The sequence below is a fragment of the Pseudomonas sp. 05N432 genome, assembly GCF_056396945.1.
Genome location: NZ_JBFTMM010000007.1, coordinates 139,963 through 161,118, shown reverse-complemented (window position 1 = coordinate 161,118; position 21,156 = coordinate 139,963). Strand labels below are relative to the sequence as shown.

General features: G+C 61.0%; 19 protein-coding genes. 4 read left to right on the top strand and 15 right to left on the bottom strand.

Annotated elements, in window-relative coordinates:
- Nucleotide 1: 1 nt before the first annotated feature.
- The 6 genes from AC1DHT_RS09915 to AC1DHT_RS09890 all read right to left on the bottom strand — a co-directional run bounded on the left by AC1DHT_RS09915 (nt 2) and on the right by AC1DHT_RS09890 (nt 7,549).
- The gene (locus tag AC1DHT_RS09915; RefSeq protein WP_054597942.1) at nt 2-877 is read right to left on the bottom strand and encodes an ABC transporter permease; all 876 of its coding nucleotides are present in this window, start codon (nt 875-877) and stop codon (nt 2-4) included.
- Nucleotides 874-1,830 carry an ABC transporter permease gene (locus AC1DHT_RS09910; RefSeq protein WP_019689735.1) on the bottom strand — a complete coding sequence of 319 codons (957 nt, stop codon included), beginning with the start codon at nt 1,828-1,830 and terminating at the stop codon, nt 874-876. The genes AC1DHT_RS09915 and AC1DHT_RS09910 overlap by 4 nt, the downstream gene beginning before the upstream one ends.
- Before the next feature lie 48 nt (nt 1,831-1,878).
- Complete coding sequence (locus AC1DHT_RS09905; protein WP_427545839.1) at nt 1,879-3,516, bottom strand: ABC transporter substrate-binding protein; 1,638 nt, start codon at nt 3,514-3,516, stop codon at nt 1,879-1,881.
- A gap of 94 nt (nt 3,517-3,610) precedes the next feature.
- Nucleotides 3,611-4,885 carry an NAD(P)/FAD-dependent oxidoreductase gene (locus AC1DHT_RS09900; protein WP_427545841.1) on the bottom strand — a complete coding sequence of 425 codons (1,275 nt, stop codon included), beginning with the start codon at nt 4,883-4,885 and terminating at the stop codon, nt 3,611-3,613.
- A 46-nt stretch (nt 4,886-4,931) separates the two neighbouring features.
- On the bottom strand, nt 4,932-5,600 hold the full coding sequence (locus AC1DHT_RS09895) for a haloacid dehalogenase type II (protein ID WP_427545843.1): 669 nt from the start codon (nt 5,598-5,600) through the stop codon (nt 4,932-4,934).
- Nucleotides 5,601-6,076: 476 nt separating this feature from the next.
- Nucleotides 6,077-7,549, bottom strand: a complete 1,473-nt coding sequence (locus AC1DHT_RS09890; RefSeq protein WP_427545845.1) for an aldehyde dehydrogenase family protein — start codon at nt 7,547-7,549, stop codon at nt 6,077-6,079.
- A 242-nt stretch (nt 7,550-7,791) separates the two neighbouring features.
- Here AC1DHT_RS09890 and AC1DHT_RS09885 point away from each other — a divergent pair, with 242 nt between their 5' ends.
- On the top strand, nt 7,792-8,649 hold the full coding sequence (locus tag AC1DHT_RS09885) for a GNAT family N-acetyltransferase (RefSeq protein WP_427545847.1): 858 nt from the start codon (nt 7,792-7,794) through the stop codon (nt 8,647-8,649).
- A 69-nt stretch (nt 8,650-8,718) separates the two neighbouring features.
- A complete protein-coding gene (locus AC1DHT_RS09880; RefSeq protein ID WP_427545849.1) occupies nt 8,719-9,432 on the top strand; it encodes a cupin domain-containing protein in 714 nt (237 codons plus the stop codon).
- 106 nt (nt 9,433-9,538) lie between these two features.
- On the opposite strand, the gene AC1DHT_RS09875 is transcribed toward AC1DHT_RS09880, so the two are convergent.
- Both AC1DHT_RS09875 and AC1DHT_RS09870 read right to left on the bottom strand, forming a co-directional pair.
- Nucleotides 9,539-9,910 carry a DUF6124 family protein gene (locus AC1DHT_RS09875; protein WP_427527497.1) on the bottom strand — a complete coding sequence of 124 codons (372 nt, stop codon included), beginning with the start codon at nt 9,908-9,910 and terminating at the stop codon, nt 9,539-9,541.
- A 212-nt stretch (nt 9,911-10,122) separates the two neighbouring features.
- Nucleotides 10,123-10,659: a dihydrofolate reductase family protein gene (locus AC1DHT_RS09870; RefSeq protein WP_427545851.1), complete on the bottom strand. Its 537-nt coding sequence runs from the start codon at nt 10,657-10,659 to the stop codon at nt 10,123-10,125.
- Nucleotides 10,660-10,797: 138 nt separating this feature from the next.
- On the opposite strand from AC1DHT_RS09870, the gene AC1DHT_RS09865 reads away from it, so the two are divergent.
- Nucleotides 10,798-11,277: a VOC family protein gene (locus AC1DHT_RS09865; protein WP_427545853.1), complete on the top strand. Its 480-nt coding sequence runs from the start codon at nt 10,798-10,800 to the stop codon at nt 11,275-11,277.
- Between the two features lie 268 nt (nt 11,278-11,545).
- Here AC1DHT_RS09865 and AC1DHT_RS09860 read toward each other — a convergent pair whose 3' ends face one another.
- The 6 genes from AC1DHT_RS09860 to AC1DHT_RS09835 form a co-directional block, all read right to left on the bottom strand.
- Nucleotides 11,546-12,868, bottom strand: a complete 1,323-nt coding sequence (locus AC1DHT_RS09860; protein WP_427545855.1) for a purine-cytosine permease family protein — start codon at nt 12,866-12,868, stop codon at nt 11,546-11,548.
- A gap of 111 nt (nt 12,869-12,979) precedes the next feature.
- Entirely contained in the window at nt 12,980-13,954 is a 975-nt protein-coding gene (locus tag AC1DHT_RS09855) for a 5-oxoprolinase subunit C family protein (protein WP_427545856.1), read from the bottom strand.
- Nucleotides 13,951-14,823: a 5-oxoprolinase subunit B family protein gene (locus AC1DHT_RS09850; RefSeq protein WP_427545858.1), complete on the bottom strand. Its 873-nt coding sequence runs from the start codon at nt 14,821-14,823 to the stop codon at nt 13,951-13,953. The genes AC1DHT_RS09855 and AC1DHT_RS09850 overlap by 4 nt, the downstream gene beginning before the upstream one ends.
- Nucleotides 14,820-16,193 (bottom strand): acetyl-CoA carboxylase biotin carboxylase subunit, encoded by a 1,374-nt coding sequence (locus tag AC1DHT_RS09845; protein ID WP_429538526.1) that lies wholly within the window; start codon nt 16,191-16,193, stop codon nt 14,820-14,822. Before AC1DHT_RS09845 ends, AC1DHT_RS09850 begins: the two co-directional genes overlap by 4 nt.
- A gap of 10 nt (nt 16,194-16,203) precedes the next feature.
- Nucleotides 16,204-16,449 carry an acetyl-CoA carboxylase gene (locus AC1DHT_RS09840; RefSeq protein WP_427546810.1) on the bottom strand — a complete coding sequence of 82 codons (246 nt, stop codon included), beginning with the start codon at nt 16,447-16,449 and terminating at the stop codon, nt 16,204-16,206.
- A gap of 92 nt (nt 16,450-16,541) precedes the next feature.
- On the bottom strand, nt 16,542-17,300 hold the full coding sequence (locus tag AC1DHT_RS09835) for a 5-oxoprolinase subunit PxpA (RefSeq protein ID WP_427546807.1): 759 nt from the start codon (nt 17,298-17,300) through the stop codon (nt 16,542-16,544).
- Nucleotides 17,301-17,425: 125 nt separating this feature from the next.
- Here AC1DHT_RS09835 and AC1DHT_RS09830 point away from each other — a divergent pair, with 125 nt between their 5' ends.
- On the top strand, nt 17,426-18,343 hold the full coding sequence (locus AC1DHT_RS09830) for a LysR family transcriptional regulator (RefSeq protein WP_427546804.1): 918 nt from the start codon (nt 17,426-17,428) through the stop codon (nt 18,341-18,343).
- A gap of 431 nt (nt 18,344-18,774) precedes the next feature.
- Here AC1DHT_RS09830 and AC1DHT_RS09825 read toward each other — a convergent pair whose 3' ends face one another.
- Nucleotides 18,775-21,057: a heavy metal translocating P-type ATPase gene (locus AC1DHT_RS09825; RefSeq protein ID WP_427546801.1), complete on the bottom strand. Its 2,283-nt coding sequence runs from the start codon at nt 21,055-21,057 to the stop codon at nt 18,775-18,777.
- Nucleotides 21,058-21,156 lie beyond the last annotated feature (99 nt).

Genomic DNA, 21,156 nt, shown 5'->3' with positions numbered 1-21,156 from the left:
CTCAATGCCCCCCCGTACGTCGACTACGTCGGGACGACAGCCTGTCGATGAACAGATTCACGCCAATGGTCAGGGTGCCGATGGCCAGTGCCGGAATCACGATGGCCGGCGCGCCCTGATTGAGGCCGCCAATGTTTTCCCGCACCAGCGACCCGAGGTCGGCATCCGGCGGTTGCACGCCGAGGCCGAGGAAACTCATGCCGCTGAGCAACAACACAATGAAACCGAAACGCAGCCCCAGATCGGTCAGCACCGGGTTGAGCATGTTCGGCAGGATTTCCACGCAGGCGATATACAGCCGGCGTTCGCCACGGGTTCGGGCCACTTGTACGTACTCCAGCGCTTCGATGTTGACCGCCATGCTGCGGGCAATGCGGAACGCGCCGGGGGTGAAACTCAGCACCGCGGTGCAGATCAGCAACGTCACCGAAGAGCCGAAGGCCGAGACCATGATCAGCGCCAGCATCTTGCTAGGGATCGAAATGAACGCGTCCATCAAGCGGCTGATGATTTCATCCAGCCATTTCGGCGAAACCACCGACAACAGTGCGCAGCTGGTGCCCAGACCGCTGGCCAGCACGGCGGCAACCAGCGCCAGGCCGACCGTGAAACGGGCACCGACGAGGATTCGGCTGAGCATGTCGCGGCCCAGGTAATCAGTGCCGAAGGGGTACGCTGCACTCAGGCTGTCGAAGACATTATCAGAGACCACTTCACCGACCGGGTGCGGCGCCAGCCACGGGCCGAAGACCGCCACCAGCAACCAGATAAAACACATCGCTGCCCCGACCAGACCCAGCCAGGATGGCCCGTTTGACACCTTGCCAACCGACAGGTCGGGGGTCACAGGCATCGATTTCACAATGAGCTTGTTCATTGGTTTCTCAGCCTTGGATTGGAAAGAATCGCGCACAGGTCGGCAATCAGCACCAACCCCAGGTACGCCGTGCAAAACAGCATGGTGCAGGCCTGGACCAGCGCCATGTCACGGTTGGTCACCGCATCGACCATCAGGCTGGCGATGCCGGGATAGTTGAAGATCGTCTCGACGATCACCACCCCGCCCAGCAGGTAGGACAGACTCAAGGCGATGGCGTTGGCAATCGGCCCGATGGCATTGGGCAAGGCATGGCGCAGGACGATCCGCACTGGGCTCACGCCTTTGAGCCGGGCCATTTCCACATACGGGCTATCGAGTTGATCGATCACCGCCGCCCGGGTCATGCGCGCCATTTGCGCAACGATCACGCAGCAGAGCGTCATCACCGGCAAGGCGTAGGTGCGCAGAAATTGCAGCGGTGAAGTGATGTCGCTGGCATAGGACAGCGCCGACAACCAGCCCAGGTTCACCGCAAAAATCAGCACCGCCAGGGTTGCCACCAAAAACTCCGGTACAGCAACCATCGCCAGGGTGACAAAGCTGAGAAAGCTGTCGACGCGCCCGCCCCGGCCCATGGCCGAACCGATGCCCAGAATCAGCGCCACCGGCACTGACACCAGCGCCGTGGCGGCCGCCAGCATCAAGGTGTTGGGCACCCGACCGGCCATCAAGTCGCTCACCGGCATGGCGTTGGAAACAGACAGGCCCATGTCGCCGCTGAGCAGGCTCATCAACCAGTGCAGGTAACGCAACACACCGGGCTGATCGAGCCCCAGTTTCAGCCGCAGTGCCGCCACCTGTTCCGGCGTGGCGAACTGCCCGAGGGCCTGTTGTGCCGCGTCCCCCGGCAGTACCGCCGTGATGGCGAAAACCACCATGGACACGATCAACAAGGTCACGATCGCGGCGCCCATACGCCGGCCGATCAACCACAGTGTGTTGCTATTCATCGCCCTGTTCTCCTGCAATGTTGCTACGGCACAAACCTCGTCGGCGCATCAAGCATCCAGCCAGACCTGCTCGGCGAACATGTAGCCCATGAAGCCGCCCAACGGGTTGCTGCCATAGCCTTTGACGCGCTGGTCGACGCCGTCGATGTTGCTGATGAACACCGGGATGCCGATACCGCAGTGGTCATGCGCCAGGGTCTGCATGTCCGCGTACATCTTGCCGCGCTTGGCGTCGTCGGTTTCCGCGCGGGCGAGCATCAGCAACTGGTCGAACTGGTCGTTCTTCCAGCCCGATTCGTTCCACGGCGCGCTCGACTGGAAGAACTGCGAAAACATCACGTCGGCGTTCGGCCGCGGGTTGATGTTGCCGAAGCTCAACGGGTGCTTCATCCAGTGGTTGGACCAGTAGCCGTCGCTAGGCAGGCGGTTGACGTCGAGCTTGAGCCCGGCCTGTTTCGCCGATTGTTGCAACAGCACGGCGATGTCCACCGAACCGGTCGCGGCAGGTGATGCCACCAGCGGCATGTTGATGCTGTCCATGCCGGCCTTCTTCAGCAGGAACTTGGCTTTCTCCGGGTCATAGACGGTCTGCGGCAGGTCAGCGTTGTAGTAGCGCGAACCGGGGGCAATCGGATGGTCGTTACCGACCACCGCAAAACCACGGAACACCGCGGATTTGATTTGCTCGCGGTCCATCAGGTACTTCATGGCCTGGGTGAATTCCGCGCTTTTGCCAGGCATCTGATCCTGACGGATGATCAAGTCGGTGTAGTTGCCCGAGGGCGCATCGACGACGCGGTGACCGGCGCTGGCCTTGATTCGCGTGGTGGAGCGCGGGTTGACCTCGTTGATCATGTGCACGTCGCCCGACAGCAGCGCGTTGACCCGCGATGGCTCGTCGGCAATGGCGATGAACTCGATCTCGTCCAGGTAAGGCAGGCCCGGTTTCCAGTAGCCGGTATTGCGCGCAGCAATCGAACGCACGCCCGGTTTGAATTCCTTGACCTTGAACGGCCCGGTACCGATGCCCTGGTTGAAGTCGGTGGTGCCTTCGGGAACGATCAGCAGGTGCGACACGGCCAGGATCGACGGCAGTTCGGCGTTCGGCGCGCTCAGGCGGATCTGTACTTCATGGGGGCCAGTGGCCTTGATCTCGGCGAACTGCTCCATAAGCGGCATGACCTTGGAACCGGTCAGCGGGTCCTTGTGTCGCGACAGCGAGAACACCACGTCGGCGGCGCTCAGGGTTTTGCCGTTGTGGAAGGTCACGTCCTTGCGCAAGGTAATGGTCCACAGCGTGGCATCGGTGTTGTCGATGCGCTCGGCCAGCTCCAGTTGCGGCACCAGGTGGCTGTCGAAACGGGTCAGGCCGTTGTAGAACATATAGTGGCGCACGTAGTCGGTGGACAGCGCACCCTTGGCCGGGTCCAGGGTATCGGCGGTGGAGCTGGACATGCCGGCGACGCGAATCCGCCCGCCCGGCTTGCCTTTGCCAGGGCTCGCGGCTTCGTCGGCGAACAGTTTGCCGGCGGCGCCGAACAGGCTGCCGGCGCCCGCTGCAGCCACCCCGGCGACACCGAGCAATTGCAACGCGTTGCGGCGCGACATGCCGCGATTGAGGCCTTCGAAGACTCTCAGGCTTTCCTGGCCGGAGATCAGTTTGGAGTCGATCTTGTTATCAGTCATATCAGTTGTACCTGTCGATAAAGAGAAGGCTCGAGTGTTCCGGTTGACCGGAACGTCCTGGAAACGCAAACGACGGTAAAGCCACAACATCAACTCAATGCAAATAGTCCTGGAACCGGTAATAAGCGCCCACCAGCGGCAGGAACCACGGCTTGCCGAAATGCCCGGGAATCGCCGGCCAGTCGAGTTCGCGCCAGGGATTGGCCTCGACCTTGCCGGCCATCACTTCGGCCATCACCTGGCCCATGTGCACCGACATCTGCACCCCATGGCCGCTGTAGCCCATGGAGTGATAAACCCCGCCGTGCTGGCCGGCACGGGGCAACCGGTCGGAGGTCATGTCCACCAGCCCGCCCCAGCAGTAATCGATCTTCACCGTGGCCAACGCCGGGAACATCTGCACCATCGCCGCACGCAGCACCTTGCCGCTCTTGGCATCGGAGACGCTGTCGGACATGGCAAACCGCGCACGGCCGCCAAACAGCAGGCGGTTGTCCGGGGTCAGGCGGAAGTAGTTACCGATCATCCGGCTGGTGACATAGGCTCGCCGGCCAGGCAACAACTGGTCGATCAGGCTCTGGGGAAGGACCTCGGTGGCGATCACGAAACTGCCCACCGGCACGATCCGCCGCCGATACCAACCCAACCCGCCGTGCTGACAGGCGCCCGTCGCCAGCAGCACCTGCCCGGCGTGCAGCGAACCCTTGGCGGTGTTGACCTGATAGCCACCAGCCTGGGCTTTCCAGTCCGTCACCGGCGTGTCTTGATAGATCAACGCACCGTGCCGTGCCGCCGCTTCGGCCAGACCGACGCCGAAGCGCCCGACATGCATCTGCACACCGTTACGCTGCAGCAATCCTCCGTGGAACTGGGCCGAGTCGACTTCAGCGCGGATCTGTTCGGCGGTCAGCAACTCGACATCGGCATCGACCTCCCGGCGAATCAACTCGCAAGTCCGCGCCAGGCCCTCGTAGTGCATCGGCTTGGCGGCCAGCTTGAGCTTGCCGTTACGCTTGAGGTCGCAGGCGATCTGCTCCTGCTCCACCAGCGACACCACGCTGTGCACGGCACTCTCGTAAGCCTTGTAATAAGCCCGAGCCTTGTCCGCGCCGAGGCTGGCGCTCAGGCCGGCGTAATCCTGGGCCACGCCGGTATTGCACTGACCGCCGTTGCGACCCGAGGCTTCGCCGATCACCCTGCCGGCTTCCAGCACTGCCACGCTGGCGCCCTTCAAGGCCAGCGCCCGAGCTGCCGCCAGGCCGGTGAAACCACCCCCGACAATGGCCACGTCGACCTGCCCGGGCAACGCGCCGGTCTGAGCACCGGTGAACGCCGGTGCAGTGTCGAGCCAGTAGGATTCACTGCCCATGTCTAACCCCTTATGCTGCCGTGAAGAGTGCCGTTACGAACACGACTCAGAGACCGACCAGCGCGGCCAGCCCGCCGATGTCGGTGATCTGCCGGTACTCGTAGAAAGCGTTGGCCGGGACTTCGTGACCACGGGCGACGAAAGCCTTGTTCTTGATCTTCATGTCGTGGGCCGGCATCAGGTCGTAACGGAAGCTCGACGACACATGCAAGATGTCTTCCGGCCCGCAATTGAGGTTGTCGAGCATGAACTCGAACGCGGCCAGGCGCGGTTTGTAGGCTTGTGCCTGTTCGGCGGTAAAAACTTTGTGAAACGGTGCGCCGAGCTTGTCGACGTTGGACATGATCTGGCTGTTGCTGGCGTTGGAGAAAATCACCAGCGGGATCTTGTCGGCGATTTTCGACAGGCCGGCCGGTACGTCCGGGTGCGGACCCCAGGTCGGCACGGCGTCGTAATACAGCTGGCCTTCGTCACGGTATTCAATACCCCAACGCTTGCAGGTCCGCGCCAGCGCGGTCTTGAGGATTTCGTCATACGGCCTCCAGTCACCCATGACCTGGTCCAGGCGATAGGCCGAGAAGTCCCTGACGAACTGCTCCATCTGCTCGGGCACCACGCGATCGGCGAACAACTCGCGAGTCATCGTACCCATGTGGAAATTGGTCAGCGTACCGTAGCAGTCGAACGTAATGAATTTGGGGCGAAGAAAGCTCATTGAGTGCGGTCCTGAAGTTCGTTGAGGTCATGGCGTGACAAGCATTCGCTCCGTTCCGGGAGCCGTGATGCAACGCTGCAGCACACCGTCATTACACCACCGTGAAATCAGCAGATGGCGTTAAAAGCGACCTCTGCTCGATACAAACCACCGTTTTAGCGCCCCCCCTCAGCAGACTTTGCGGGTCGCTCCAGCCTTGGGCAAACCCCGTATTCATGCGCCCTTATGGGCCTTTATAACGCCGCAAGGCTCAAGCGCAAACGGATTGACCGCAGAACCTGCGCCAAGCAGAACGAAAACGGGCGCTTCCCTGAGGAAGCGCCCGTTTGGGTGCTGATTAAAGCGTGTTGAAGATCCGGAGGTTGTATAGGACCTGTGGGAGCGAGCCTGCTCGCGATAGCGGTCTGACGGGCGACATTGATGTTGAGTGGACTGGCCTCATCGCGAGCAGGCTCGCTCCCACAGGGGTTCGCGTGTTATTGAACGATATCGATCAGCACACTCTTGAAACGCAAATTGGCTTCGAACGCTTCGCGCCCCAGGTCCTTGCCAATGCCGGAGCGTTTGTAGCCACCGGTCGGCAGGATGTAGTCGTTACTGCGTCCGTAACGATTGACCCACACCGTCCCTGCTTCCAGGCGCCGAACCAGACGCAAGGCACGGTTGATGTCGGCCGTGTGCACACCCGCCGCCAGACCGTAAGTCGCATGCGCCGCCAGGCTCAGCGCCTGCTCTTCATCATCGAACGCCTGCACCGTCAGCACCGGGCCGAAGATTTCTTCGCAGATCGCCGGGTTCTGGTGGTCCAGGCCGGTCAGCAAAGTCGGCTGGTAATAGGCGCCACCAAGACCTTCGAACAGCCCGCCACCGGTCAGCACTTCGGCGCCGGCCTGACGCGAGCGCTGGACGATGCCATCAATGCGACTGGCCTGCAGCCGGGAAATGATCGGCGACAGCGTGCTCTCGGACGACCAGGTCGGACCGGGGCGCAGCTCCTCGAAATACGCCTGCAAGTGGGCGATAAACGGTTCCATGATCGAACGCTGGATCAACAGTCGAGACCCGGACACGCACACCTGCCCGGCATTACCGGTAATGGCCATGGCCACCGTGCGAGCGGTTTTGGCGACATCCGGCACATCGGCGAAGACCAGTTGCGGGCTCTTGCCGCCGAGTTCCAGGGTGACTGGTTTCGGACCGACCAGCGCACAGGTGGACATGATGCTCGAGCCGGTCGCGGTGGAACCGGTAAAGGTCACCTTGCCCACTCGCGGATGACGGCACAAGGCATCGCCCGTAACGCGACCATCGCCCTGAATCACGTTGAAGATCCCCGCCGGCATGCCCGCCTGCAACGCCAGCTCGGCAAAGCGCAGACTCGAGAACGGCGTCAGCTCCGAAGGCTTGAGCACCACGGCATTGCCTGCAGCCAGCGCCGGCGCGACTTTCCACGAAGCCATGCTCAACGGGAAATTCCACGGCGCAATGGCAGCAATCACACCGTAAGGTTCGGCGATCTGCATGCCCAGTCGATCGGTCTGGGTGGCGGCCACATGACCGCCATGCTTGTCCGCCAGTTCGGCAAAGAACCGAATGCCCTCGGCGACGTAGGGAATATCCCAGGCGATCACATCTTTATGGGGACGGGTCGAACCCACCGCTTCCAGCGGCGCCAGGACAGCGGCGTCAGCTTCGATCAGATCGGCCCAACGGCGCATGACCCGCGCCCGCTCCCGAGGCGGGCGACTGGCCCAATCGCTGCGATTGAACGCCTGCCAGGCATCGTTGACCGCTTCATCCACCAGGTCGGCATCGGCAATCGGCAACTGGGCATAGACCTGGCCATCCGACGGCCGCACCACCTCAAGCCCCGGTTGAGCATCGCGGTATTTACCGGCAATGAAATGAGCGCTGCGCACAGCGATAAGGCGAGGATCGAAGCTATCCATGGAGCTCTCCAGAAAAGGGACGGCGAGTCGTGAACTCAGGCCTCCATCGTAGAAAAAAAGCCCAAGCATTTGCTGCCGACCTTGCCGGGCAATTAAGTAGTAAGTGTGGTCTTGTGGCCCCGGGCGTGCGGAATCTGCCGAATGTTCCAGCCCCTCTTGTCAGGTCTTCGCGCAGATGGGATACAGGCACCATCGCGCCGCACAGCCGGTTGATTGCGCACACTGTCCAACGGAGACTCGCCATGTCCGCCCCGCACCCTTCTGCTTATGTCTATCGCCCGATGACGACCGCCGACCTGCCCTCGGCCCATGCCTTGTCCGTGCAATTGAAGTGGCCCCATCGCCTGGACGACTGGGCCATGGTGTTGCGCCTCAGCGATGGCTTTGTGGCACTCGATGGCGAGCGTCTGATCGGCACCGCGTTCGCCTGCCCCCAAGGCGATTTCGCCACCATCGGCCTGGTGATCGTCAGCGACGACTATCAAGGCAAGGGCATCGGTCGCAAGTTGATGGAACAGGCACTTGATGCGTGCCAGTCACGCACCCCGGTACTCAACGCGACCCTTGCCGGTGCGCCGCTTTACGCGAGTCAGGGCTTTGTCGAGTTCGGGCGGATTCAGCAACACCAGGGCCTGGCGCAAGCCGTTGCACCTGTGCCGCTGGCCGACGGTGAAAGCTGTCGCCCGCTGCGTGAGGCCGATAAGGCCCGCGTACTGGAACTGGCCAATGCGGGCACCGGGCTGGACCGGCAAACGGTGCTCAACGATCTGTTCGATGTGGTCGAGCATTCGGCTGTCATCGAGCGCGATGGCCAAGTGCGCGCCTTCGCCCTGTTGCGCCCTTATGGCCGTGGTCGCGGCCTTGGCCCGGTGGTCGCCGAGAACATCGAACAGGCCAAACACCTGATCGCCGTATTGCTGGCCCACGTACCAGAGGCCTTCGTGCGCATCGACATTCCGGCGGACAGTGGCTTGAGCGAATGGCTGGACTCGGTCGGTCTCAAGCAGGTCGATACCGTGGCGCAAATGGCACGGGGCACACCGCCGCAAGCGGTCAACGGCGTCCGACAGTTCGCGCTCGTCACCCAGGCCATTGGCTGACAGCTGCGCGCAAAACAGCAGCTGCTCTCCAACACCCTCCACACCCCATTTGCATGGAGCGTCACCCGCATGTCTCAACCTACCGTCCTGCTGTTGGCTCGCGCTGACGGAAGCCGTGTCGCCACGTCTTTCAAGGCAACGTCCTTGAGCGTTGCCGACCCCTTCAGGGAACACCGGCAAGTCGCCTACACCGGGCCCGATGGCATCTGCGCCGGGACCGTGAACACAAGCAAATCACTCGATATCAATGACTTCCCGCACACCGAAGTGATCGTGGTCCACGCTGGCCACGTCGTGCTGCAATCCCAAGGCCAGACGCTGGAACTGGGGATCGGTGCCAGTGCGGTCATCGGTCGTGGGACCACGCTGCGAATCGAGGCGCAAGCCGATACGTGCTGGGCATTCTGCGCCGTCACCAGCCCCAGCGCTGAACCGACACCCGGGCTGACAGCGCTGGACCCGCTAGCGATGCTCTCCCCTTCGGCCGCGCCGGAACCACAAATACTGATCGGGCCTACCCCGCAGTGCCGCGCACGCAATGCCTTCGAAGACAGCACCACCGACCTGCGCGTCGGCGTCTGGGATTCGACCCCCTACGAACGCCATGGCCGGCCGCATAAACTCAACGAGCTGATGCACCTGATCGAAGGCAGCGTCACCCTGCGGGCAGCCGATGGTACAAGCCTGACAGTCAACACCGGCGACACCGTGTTCGTACCGCAAGGCGCACCGTGCGCCTGGCAAAGCACCCGGTATGTCCGCAAGTTTTACGCCGTGAAATAAGCTCCATGGCACAACGCCGGCAACCGCGCCGGCACTGAACCCACCGACCGGTCGCGAACCAACGCAGACCGGCCGACGGGGCAAGCCGCCTCGCTACAACGCGGTACTACGGCGCCTCTGGCTGATCGTAATTATCCAGCGCCCGATTCACCAACAACTCCCCCAATGAAATCATCTGCTGAATCGCCAACGCCACATGCCGGCGCGTGCCCTCCAGCTCGAACGCCAGATCGCTGGCCAGTACATTCAGCGACGCCAGGGTTTCCGAGGCGTGGGCCAGCAGGGTTTCGTTATCCAGATCGGGGATGACTGCAAAGATGTTGGAGGGACGTTTATCGGGCAGGTTGCCCTTGTCGAACGGCGGCTTGAGGTAATGATCCAGCGCCCGCTCGGCGGCGTCGTGGAGTTTTTTGGAGTCGGTGGAAGCGTAAGGGGAAGTGCTTGGGGTTTCTGCGAGATCAGGAGTGATCTTGTGCATGATGAAGCTCCTTGAAGTAAGTGGGAGCCTTGATTGGTCCAGGCCGCGACGCCCGGTCGCTGAATTGGCAGCGACACCCGGAGGTTATCCATTCACCTTCCCACCCGGCAACCTTGAAAAGCTGTCGGAGAATTCTCTTGAGCACCTGATGTTTGTAGGTATTTCCTAGGACTGAATCGATTGCTCTTGGATCGGACATCCACGCAAGCGGGTCATAGGTTCAACCGATAAGTAGACTGCACCAACCCCGAAGGAAAGCAGCGGCTTGATACCAGTTTCAAATCAATGTCCTGCTCAAGAGCCCCGAATAATGGCCTTCCCGACCCGATCAGCACAGGAACAGTGGTAATCACCATATCGGCGACTAACCCTTCGCGCAGGAATGACTGCACCAACTGCCCGCCATCGACATAGACCCGACGCACGCCTTGCCTCGCCATTTCTTCCATCAAGTCCCTGGGTTTGAGGTTGGAGAAACGCAACTTGCCCGTCAGTGCCTCGGGCACCGCCGAATCGGCCAGCTGTTCAGACAGCACCACGACGGGCCGGTCGTAGAACCATGTGTCGAAGGTCAACGCCTTCTCATAGCTTCCCCGCCCCATCACGATCACATCCTTATCGGCGATGAAGGCTGAGTAGCCATGATCTTCAGTCGGATCATCGCGCTGCAACAGCCAGTCGATGTCACCATCAGGTCGGGCGATGAAACCATCCAGGCTGGTGGCAATGAAAACATGTGCCGTGGCCATCAAAATCTCCTTTGGCCGATTTTTGAAAAATCAGCGCTTTGAACAATACTTGGGGTTTGCCTGTTGATTTGCCAACGTTCAGCCCGGCTGACTACGCGGCTGGAATGAACGTATCAGACCTGATTCTGGAGAAGCAAAATGGTCAGCAAAAACACGATTTGCCTCTGGTACGACGGCACTGCGCAGGAGGCTGCAGAGTTCTACGCCCGGACATTCCCGGACAGCGCGGTCGTCGCCGTCCATCACGCGCCTGGCGACTATCCGGCGGGTAAGCAAGGCGATGTGATAACGGTCGAGTTCACGGTGATGGGCATCCCTTGCCTCGGGTTGAACGGAGGGCCGGGGATCAAGCACAACGAGGCTTTTTCATTCCAGGTGGCGACCGACGACCAGGCCGAAACTGACCGCTTGTGGAACGCGATTGTCACAAACGGTGGCCAGGAAAGCGTATGTGGCTGGTGCAAGGACAAGTGGGGCCTGTCGTGGCAGATCACGCCCCGGGTCCTGAGCGCCGCGATAACCAACCCTGATCGAGCGGCGGCCAAGCGCGCTTTCGACGCCATGATGACAATGACCAAGATCGACGTCGCGGCAATTGAAGCGGCACTTGCGGGTTAGTCGGCTGACACTCCGGCCGCTTGATTTCAAACGAAACGCCGCATGGACCGATTCAGCGGTGATTGCCTGTGCGGCAACGTGCGATTTATGGCGCAGGTCTGCCCTACCGGGTCGTCCTTCGGCCGTTTTCTGCGTGTCACGAATGACCGGTTGAATCCACAGCCAAAAGCAGTCACTGGAATACCCATCAGCGAATTCGAAATGAGCTTCCCATTGCCCGCTCTACCTTGTTAGAGCAGGCGGGTACGGGATGAGTGACTGCAAAACTCTACTCTGCCAACCTTAACCGCAACCGGCTTCGATGGGATAAGCCTGCTTGCAAGGCAAATGCAACTATCACGGTAGATGGCGCGGAAAAGCTGCTCAGGCCGCCGCCGGAAAACATCAACGCAAGACCCAATGCGGTGGCGCCAAACCAGGCCGTCAAGCCCACCGGGTTAAACGCGGCCACCCGTTCGAGCGCTGCCACGTCACCGCGTCCGTAGACAATCTGCGCCAACGCCACACCCACCCAGGCCACCACGAAAATCCCCTGATAGGCCAACGCTTTAAGTATGTAAGTAAACACGTCCGCGAGCATCAGGCCGTACACGATCACCCCAACCGTCAGCGCCCACATCAAGTACGAACCGCGTATGCCAAAGCGTGCAAAGAACGCCTGCATGTTCAGGGTCGCCAAGTAATAGTTGGCGGTGTTGATCCGGGTTTGCGTGGCCCAGACAAACAGCAATCCCCACAAGCCCATCAACTGCAGAATCGCCATCACCACCGACACTTCGTTCAACGCGCCGTCATGGGGAATGCTGCTGACCAGATAGATGCCGGCTGCACCATTGAGCAGAAACGTCACCGCATAGAACGGCATGCCGAAGTTCCAGCGACCGTGATAACCGGCGTCCTCAGGCTTGCCGAAGCGCGCATAGTCAAAGGTGAACAGCATCAGCACCCAGACACCCATGTAAGCGACAAAGCAGTCCCACCAGCCAAATGCACTGGGCGTTGCCGGGCCGAAGTCCAGCCATTGCGGCTGGTAGCCATAACGGCTGATCGACAACCCCACCGCTACCAGCAAGCCGCCCAGATACACTGGCAGTAACACGCCGTTAAGCTTGTCCAGCCAGTGCTGCACGCTGCCCAGGATCATCGGTACGCTGTACAGCACTACGATTTGTGCGGCCAGCGGATAGAGCAGTTCGGGGTACAGATGATGGAGCGCAACGGCAATCACCGAGCCTTCGAACACGGCGTAATAGATCGCCGTCGAGAAGAAGATCAAAGTTGCCAGGCACGCCCCAGTGCTGCCGAACAACAGCCGTGAAAACAACGCCACTGACAAACCGCTGCGGATGGCGAATCGACTGAGCACACCGTTGACCAGCCCATAACTGATCACCGACAGGACCATCCCGATCAGTGCATTTCGGGCACCGTATGACAACGCCAGTGAAGCGCCGACCACGATGTAAAACATCGCACTGCACACCGCCCACCAAGCCATGGTCAGGGACAATCGGCCCATGCGTGCTTCGGGTGGAACGGGATGATGGGCCGGGTCTTGCCCGGTTTGACTCGATTGCGATAAAGCAGCCATATGTGTGAACTCCAGAACCAGTCAAAGGTTGAAGCGCGGGCAGCCGTCACCGCACCGAAGTGCGGCGTTGGCGTACCGTTTGGCATGGCCCGCGCTAGACGGCGGGCAGAATCAGGAAGGGAACAGCTTGCTCAGGCAGCTGAGTTTTTTCTTATAGGAACGTCGCGCTTCCAGCGCCTCTTCGAGGGTTACCGCGACAAAGCGGGCCTTCTGGTTGGGTTGCATCTGGCCGATCAAATCGAGGTCGGCGCTGATCACCGTGCCAATCATCGCGTAGCCGCCACCGGACACCGCATCACGGTGCAGCACGATGGGTTCGAGCCCGGCGGGCACCTGGATCGAGCCGATCGGGTAGCAACTGTCGACGATGTTCGACGGATCGGAACCGGCACCGAACGGCTGCTCCCGGGGCTGAAAGCTCAGCGCGCTGCCGCCCTTGAAGCGATAGCCGATGCGGTCGGCTTCCGAACCGACCGTCCACGGCTCGGCGAAAAAGCTCTTCGCCGCCGATTCGGTCAAGCGGTGGTAGTACAAACCTGGCACCACCCGCAGGGTGATTTCGCCACCCAATGATTGCCGTAACGCCATGGGCAAACTGGCCCCGGCGCGGCTCTTGCCGCTGGCAACGCCCACCGGCAAATCGTCGCCAGCGATCAGGCGACGCCCCTGAAAACCGCCCAGTGCACCGAGCGCATACGTCGAACGACTGCCGAGTACGATGGGTACATCAATGCCACCTGCCACCGCCAAATAGGCACGGGCACCGGCCTTCGGAAAGTCAAAACGCAGCACTTGCCCGGCCTTCACTGTGAACGCCGTGTCGTGGTGCATTTCCACTCCATCAACACGTGGCGTCATGTGCGCGCCGCAGACCGCCACCAGCGCATCCTGCTGAAATTCCAGCTCAGGCCCCAGTAGCGTGCATTCCAATGCCGCCGAACCTGCCGGATTACCGACCAGTTGATTGGCCGCACTGAGGGCGTATTGATCGAGCGCACCGGAGGGCGGAATGCCCAAGTGGTAATAACCTTCACGGCCCTGGTCCTGTACCGAAGTGGCGAGACCGGGTTTGAGTACCTTGATCATGCCAACACCTCCTGCAGCGACTTGGGATAGCCGACGGGGTCGGCCAGAAACGCATCCAGCGAAAACTCTACCGGACGAATCCTCAGATCAAAGCGCCCTACTTCCACTTCGGCCACCGCTTGGTCATAGGCCTCACGGTCCATCGGTTTGAACTGCACGATGTCACCCGGCCGGAAAAACACCATGTGCTCTTTCAGGTACGCGAGGTTCTGCTGCGGGTCGTAGATCGGTGCCGGGGTGACGCCAAACATCTGATAACCACCGGCACCGCGCACCGAGTAGATGCAGCCAAAGCAACCGCCGTGGCCGAGGGTCAATTTCGGGGTGTCGGTACGTGGGCGCAGGTACTTGGGCACCTGCAACTGACGTTCACGCTCAACCATCTGGAACATGAACGGTAGCCCGGCGACGAAGCCGACCATCGAGACGAACCACGGCGCGCCACTGTGGGCGGCGATGAACGCATCGACGTCTGCCAGGCCGTTGATCCGCGCGGCGTACTCCAGGTCCGTGGCGCTCGGGTCCTGATGGCGATCGCGAAAACGCATCAGGGTCTCATGGGTCCAGGGATCGTTGTAGAGCACCGGAATTTCGATGATCCGGGTCTGCAAGGTGCGCTCGGCGACTGCCTCGGCTTCTGCGCCTTTCACGGCTTCGAGCAAGGTATGAGGCGCGATACGGTCCGGGTCAAAACGAATCTGGAATGACGCGTTGGCCAGGCACACATCGAGCACGCCATCCAGCGCCAGCCGTTCTACCGCGCGGGTGACCGCCATGCCTTTGAAAAACGCTTCCAGAGACATGCTATCACTGACTTCGGCAAACAAATGCTCATCGGCGCCAAAGCTGTAGCGGATGGGATTGCTCACGCTTCACCTCCGAGGCGGCGCTCGGCCAGCCAGGTTTCCAGGGTGCCGGTGTGGAAGTCGGCGCTGTGCAGCCACGGTTGTTCCAGCAATTCGCCGTGCAACGATAAGGTGCTGGCCATGCCCGTGAGCGTGGTTTGCTTCACCGCAACCCGCGCACGGGCCAAGGCTTCGGCGCGATCAGCACCGTGAACGATCAGCTTGGCTAGCAACGAGTCATAGTACGGCGGCACGCGATAGCCTTGATACAGATGAGTATCTACGCGAATGCCTTCACCGTGCGGCCAGATCAGTTCCTCGACCAGGCCCGGGCTGGGGAAGAAATCCCGCGCTGGGTCTTCGGCGTTCAGGCGCATTTGCAACGCAGCGCCATTGAGCTGAATATCACTTTGCTTGAAGCCCAACGGCTCGCCGCCAGCAATGCGCAACATGGCCTGGACCAGATCGATGCCGGTGATCAGTTCGCTCACTGGGTGCTCCACCTGAATCCGCGTGTTCATCTCAATAAAGAAGAACTCGCCCGTCACGTCGTCATACAGGTATTCCAAGGTCCCGGCGCCCTTATAGCCAAGGGATTCGGTCAGGCGCACGGCGCTGGCGCAGAGTGTCTCGCGTTGCTGCTGACTGAGTACCGGCGACGGCGCTTCTTCGAAGATTTTCTGCCGCCGACGTTGCAACGAGCACTCGCGTTCGAACAAATGTACAGCGTGCTGACCGTCGCCCAACACCTGCACTTCGATGTGCCGTGCCCGGCTGATGAAGCGCTCCAGATACACCGCGCCGTTGCCGAACGCAGCTTGGGCTTCGCGCTGGGACCGGGGGAACTCTTCAGCCAGTTGTTCGGCGTTTTCCGCCAGACGAATACCGCGCCCGCCACCGCCGGCCGAGGCTTTGATCAACAGAGGAAAGCCAACGGCTTCGGCGGCCTTGAGCGCCGATTCGACATCGAACAGTTCACCGGGCGAACCGGGCACCACGGGCACGCCCGCTTCCTGTGCGGTGCGTCGAGCTTCGGCCTTGTCGCCCATGCGCCGGATCGTCTCCGGGCTCGGGCCGACAAAAATAGCGCCAGCAGCAAGGACAGCTTCAGCAAAGTCGGCGTTCTCCGAGAGAAAGCCATAACCGGGGTGAACCGCGTTGGCGCCGGTGGCTTTCAGGGCACCCAACAGCGCCTCGACGTTGAGGTAGCTTTTGTCGGCACGGGCCGGGCCGAGGATGTGGACTTCATCGGCCATGCGCGCGGCCTGGGAATCGACGTCCGCTTCGCTGCATGCAGCAACGGTGGGAATCCCCAGTACTTTGGCGGCACGGATAATCCGAACGGCAATTTCGCCACGGTTGGCGATCAGTAATTTACGAATGCCTTGAGTCATGATCGCGCCCTCACTCCTCGTCGAGAGTTGCAATGACCTGACCCGGCTCCACCGGATCACCGTCTTCTACCAGGAATGCGCTGAGGCGACCGGCCGTCCCGGCGGTCAGTTCGGAAAACTGCTTCATGACTTCGATCAGGCCGATCACCGTGTCGGCGCTGACCTGCGCGCCCACCTCGACGAAGTTCGCCGATTCGGGAGTGGCTTTGCGGTAGAAGGTCCCGGGCAATGGGGTGATTACAGTGTGTTCGGCCATGTCTGTTCCTCTTGGAATAGTTGTAGAAAGGCAGGCAAAAATGAATCGGTGTTCAAACCCTGGCGTCTGTGTGCCAGGTGTTTCGTCCGGCATCAGCGCGGTGCGCGAACCTGAATCCCGGCGCCATCGAGCGCGTTACGCGTGGCTTCGACCAATGCCAGCGCGCCCGGTGTGTCGCTGTGCAAACAGATCGAATCGAATTCGATCGCCAGGTCCTGACCCTCGACCGTGCGCACCACGCCTTCCTGGCAGGCACGCAGCACCCGCGCAGCCACCTGGGCTGGGTCGTAAGCCCGCACGTTGCGGGTGAATACGATGGAACCGCTGAGGTCGTACTCGCGGTCGGCGTAGAACTCGCGGATCACCGGTTGGCCAAGTTCCTTGGCGACACGCCAGATCACTGAATCAGGCATGCAATACAGCAGCAACTCAGGCTCCAGGCGCTGGAGGTTTTCCACCAGCAAACGGGCGGCTTCCTCGTCCCGTGCCAGGTGCATGTAGAGCGCGCCGTGGGGTTTGATGTGTTGCAGGGCCACGCCTTGAACCCGGGCGAGTTCACGCAGGGCACCCAACTGATAGAGCATGTCGTCCACCAGCTCCTGGGCCGGTGCATTAATGTGCCGGCGGCCGAAACCGACCAGGTCGCGAAACCCCGGATGCGCGCCGATGGCCACGCCCAGGCGCTTGGCCTGTTCGATGGTACGACGCATGGTGCCGGGGTCGCCGGCATGAAAACCGGTGGCGATATTGGCCGAACTGATATAAGCCATCAGTTCACTGTCGACGCCATCACCGATGGTCCATGGGCCGAAGCCTTCGCCCATGTCCGAGTTGAAATCTACTGCCTGCATAACACTTGCTCCTGACGCTTGTGACTTCATGCAGACCACGTTAAATTCCGGCCAACCCCTTGGGAAGATCCATTAACAGATAGGGTATCTTCTGAAAAACAGATACCTCGTCATCCGGAGTGCCCATGTCACTGACCCTGCGCCAGGTCCGCTATTTCGTCGCCACCGCCGAGATCGGGCAAATCTCCCAAGCGGCGATTCATCTGAATATTTCCCAGTCGGCAGTGACCACTGCGATCAAGGAACTGGAAGGCATGCTTGGCACGCTGTTGTTCCAGCGCTCGGCTCAGGGCATGAGCCTGACCGATGCCGGACGGCACTTTCTGAACAGGGCCTATGTGATTCTGCACAGCGTCGACGACGCATTGAACAGCCCGCTGCCCGACGTTCGCGCCAGCGGCCTGTTACGACTGGCCGCCAGCTATACGGTGATCGGCTACTTTCTGCCGCACCATCTGCAACGCCTGGAACACTGGCATCCGGACGTGGCCATCGAAGTCCACGAACAAGAACGGCAAGCCATCGAACAAGGCCTGCTGGAAGGTCGATTCGACATGGCCGTGGTGCTCACCGCGAACCTCACTCACTCGGACATCGTCTCGGAGATTCTCTTCAATTCCGAGCGCCGGTTATGGCTGCCCAGCCGCCATCCCCTGTGCGAGCGTTCGGCAGTCAGCCTCGCCGACGTTGCGAAGGAACCTTACATTCTGCTGACCGTCGACGAAGCCGAACAAAGTGCCATGCGCTACTGGGAACACGCGCGACAGCAGCCAAACGTGCGGGTGCGCACCAGTTCAGTCGAAGCGGTGCGCAGCATGGTCGCCAATGGCAGCGGCGTGGCAATCCTCTCGGACTTGGTGCACCGCCCCTGGTCACTGGAAGGAAAACGCATCGAAACGCTGACAGTCACCGACAAGGTGACGCCGATGAGTGTCGGACTGGCGTGGCATCGCGAGCGCGAATTCAGCCCGGCAATGCAGGCGTTTCGTAACTATTTCCACGATGCATTTTTGGCGCCGCAACAGCTGTCTGCGCGACGCTGAAAAATAGCGAAAACCATACCCTCCTTTTGTGGATTTACGATGAGAGCTTTGGGCCATTTCCGGTCTGTTGTGACGGGAAGATTTGGGCCGTTTTCTGCCTGTCTTGAATGACTGGTTTGGGTCGATTCTGTTGAAAAAGTCGGCCATGGTTTGCGCATCAATAAAGTACGCGTTCGAGATTGAAATCTTTACTTTGGGCAGAGGCTTCCGGACTCTGATTTCACGTAGCAGCGTGCAAAAGAGGTGTTTTCACCCATCAATATTCGAGCGTTTTGGGCAAACCGACTTTTTCAACAGAATCGGCCAGAAACCGTCATCCACTTACCCCTTAAACCAGCGACACCGAGCCCAAGCTGAGCAGTGGGAAATGCCCGGATCAAGGATTACTCAAGAATGCTCCGGAATCATTTGAACAATGTCCCGCAGGCTCTTTAGCGCCTATCAAGGTAGCGGAACAGTTCCTCCTCCTGATCGAAGTGCAGCTGCACGAGGGTATCCAGGCGAATTAACTGATGCTGAATCTCTTCGACAGGAACAGAGGTCGGGTCGGCACTGAAGTCGCTGCTCATGCGCGCCAGCAAATGGATACAGCGAAAAATCTCGCGGTGTCCGTGGCTCAGTGCCGACAAGGGGTCCTCGCCCGGCATGCTTCGGGTCAGCAGCGGGTACAGTGTGTTTTCATCGTCGCGTTCATGGCTGGCTAGCGAGACTTGCAGCTTTTCGACCAGTTCCAGCAGATCGGTCCGCGCTTGCTCAAGCGGACGCCGGGCGAAATCGCCGGCCAGTTGATGCAGATCACTCAACACGCTGGTGAGTTGGCGGTGTTCGTCTTGCAGGCGATCGATCTGTTCGCCGGCCAGTCGTCGTTGGCCCAGTACTGGGAATGGCCCCAATGCACGCAGAGCATTAATGATGATGAGCACGTCGATGACTTCCTGAACCACGGCGCCGGCGAGCGGCGGCAGGTAACCGAGGGCGGCCACGGTCATGGCCAGCAGTGACAGCCCCATGCCGGCCAGCACGCCTTGCCGGGCGATATGGCGGGTACGGCGGGCAATCTCCAGCGCCTCGACCAGACGATCCAGGCGATCCACCAGCAGCACAACACCCGCCGCTTGTGCAGAGGCAGTGGCACCACTGGCCCCCATGGCCACGCCGACGGTGGCCGCCGCGAGTGCGGGTGCATCGTTGATGCCGTCGCCGACCATCAGCGTGCTGGCGCGCGTGCAGCCCTCCTGTACCGCGCGCACCTTGTCCTCCGGGGTCAACCCGGCACGCAGCTCGTCGATGCCGGCGGACAGAGCAATCATTTCGGCAGTTTCCGGGCGATCACCCGTGAGCATGACAATCCGCTCGATACCGCTGTTGCGCAGCCGGCGAAGGGTTTGCGGGGTTTCCCGACGCAGGCTGTCCGAGAAGATCAGCAGACCCGCGAGAACCCCATCCACTTCAATGAAGCTTCCACCGCAGGCCAAGTAGTCCATGTGGCGCAGCATTGCTGCGGCCCAAGTGCTGACAGACGCCTCTGCATGAGCAAAAGACAGTGTACCGAGGCGCACCCGCTGACCATCGATCAGCCCACAAAGACCGGAGCCCGGACTTTCTTCAACCTCTTGCGGGGCGCTGAGCGGCAATCGGCGTTGGCGCGCCGCTTCGACGATGGCCTGGGAGATGGGGTGCACCGAGGCCTGCGCCAACGAAGCGGCCAAGCCAAGCAGATGGTGTGGATCGACCTGGCCATTGACCTCAACCGACTGCAAACGGGCGTGCCCACAGGTCAAGGTGCCGGTCTTGTCGAGAAACAGCTGTTTGCTCCCTGCCAGCGCTTCCAGGGTGGCGCCGTCCTTGATAAGGATGCCGCGCCGCGCCGCCTTCGAGATACCTGACATGATGGCGATCGGCACCGCCAGGATCAAAGGACAGGGCGTTGCCACTACCAGAACTGCCAGAGCCCGCACAGGATCTCCACTCAATTGCCAGGCCAGCCCGGCAATCAGCAAAGTCAGCGGAATGAAGAGCAAGGCGTAACGGTCGGCCAGACGCACGAAAGGCGCGCGCGAGCGTCGTGCTGTCTCGGCCAGCCGCACTATCCCGGCGTACGTACTCTGCGCCGCCGTCTGCGTCGCCATTAGCAGGATCGGCGCACCAACATTGGCAACGCCACTGAGCATTTGCTCGCCTTCCCGGCGGGTTACCGGCAAAGACTCACCGCTGAGTGCCGACTCGTCCAGAGTGGCCGTGGGGCTGAGTAGACGGCCGTCGACAGGGACCACTTCACCCAGGCGTACAAGCAGTGTCTGACCCGGCTGGATCTGCTCAACCGGTATCTGGCGCAAGTCGTTCAGCTCCTGCAGCCAGGCAAAGCGCGGTGCCCGCTCGACGAGCGCACGCAGCTCGCGTTCGGCGCGCTGAGCAGTGAAAAACTCCAGGGTGCGCCCGGTGGCCAGCATCAAGGCAATGACTGCCGCCACCAGCATCTGCTCCAGCATCAGCGCCGCGCCGATCGACAGCAGCGCGATCAAGTCCACCCCAGCCTCGTGCCGGGCCAGACGCCTGACGATCTCGATCAACAGCACAAAAGCCATCACCAGGCTGCCGAAGGCCCAGCACACTGCCGCCCAATCAGGCTGCTGGGCAAAATGCGCAACGCCACCCGCCAGCAGTGACAGCGTGGTCAGCAGCAATAGGGCGGGATCCAGCCACTTGTTGAGCATCGTTGCGGGTTCCTCAAAAGGGATACGCCTTCACACTCTGCAAAAATGCCTGCTGCTCATCAGTATGAACAGGAGACAGACTGCCGGTAGCGGCAAGTC